The organism is Vibrio sp. 2304 (assembly GCF_033339475.1).
Lineage (GTDB): Bacteria > Pseudomonadota > Gammaproteobacteria > Enterobacterales > Vibrionaceae > Vibrio > Vibrio alginolyticus.
Genome location: NZ_JAWOUQ010000044.1, coordinates 1 through 1,190, shown reverse-complemented (window position 1 = coordinate 1,190; position 1,190 = coordinate 1). Strand labels below are relative to the sequence as shown.

Annotated in this window: 1 protein-coding gene; it reads right to left on the bottom strand. The window is 47.3% G+C overall.

Translation table 11 applies throughout. The features are described from left to right. Positions 1-6 precede the first annotated feature (6 nt). Positions 7-1,190 (bottom strand): elongation factor Tu (gene tuf, locus R7P64_RS24130; RefSeq protein WP_017822038.1); only part of this gene is annotated, 1,184 nt, incomplete at its 5' end.

Genomic DNA, 1,190 nt, shown 5'->3' with positions numbered 1-1,190 from the left:
TATGAATTAGTCGAAGATCTTAGCAACAACACCAGCACCTACTGTACGGCCACCTTCACGGATCGCGAAACGTAGACCTTCGTCCATTGCGATTGGTGCGATTAGCTCTACAGTCATCTGTACGTTGTCGCCTGGCATTACCATTTCTACGCCGTCTGGTAGCTGGATGTCACCAGTTACGTCAGTTGTACGGAAGTAGAATTGTGGACGGTAGCCTTTGAAGAATGGAGTGTGACGACCACCTTCATCTTTAGACAGTACGTATACTTCTGATTCGAACTTAGTGTGTGGAGTGATTGAACCAGGCTTAGCTAGTACTTGACCACGTTCAACTTCGTCACGCTTAGTACCACGTAGAAGTGCACCAACGTTCTCACCTGCACGGCCTTCGTCTAGAAGCTTACGGAACATCTCAACACCAGTACATGTAGTTGTAGTAGTGTCTTTGATACCTACGATAGCAACTTCGTCACCTACAGTTAGGATACCACGCTCGATACGGCCAGTTACTACTGTACCACGACCTTGGATTGAGAATACGTCTTCGATAGGCATTAGGAATGGCTGATCTACCGCACGCTCTGGCTCAGGGATGTAAGTATCTAGAGCTTCTGCTAGTTCAACGATTTTCGCTTCCCACTGCTCTTCGCCGTTTAGTGCGCCTAGTGCAGAACCTTGGATAACTGGTAGGTCATCACCTGGGAAATCGTATTCAGATAGAAGTTCACGAACTTCCATTTCTACTAGTTCTAGCAGCTCTTCATCGTCAACCATGTCACATTTGTTCATGAATACGATGATGTATGGGATACCAACCTGACGGCCTAGTAGGATGTGCTCACGAGTTTGTGGCATTGGGCCATCTGTCGCAGCAACAACTAGGATACCACCGTCCATCTGTGCAGCACCAGTGATCATGTTTTTAACATAGTCAGCGTGTCCTGGACAGTCAACGTGTGCGTAGTGGCGTGATGGAGTGTCGTACTCAACGTGAGAAGTTGCGATTGTGATACCGCGCTCACGCTCTTCTGGAGCGTTATCGATAGATGCGAAGTCTTTAGCTACACCGCCGTAAACTTTAGCAAGAGTAGTACAGATAGCTGCAGTTAGAGTTGTTTTACCGTGGTCAACGTGGCCGATAGTACCAACGTTAACGTGCGGTTTCGTACGTTCAAATTTTTCTTTAGACA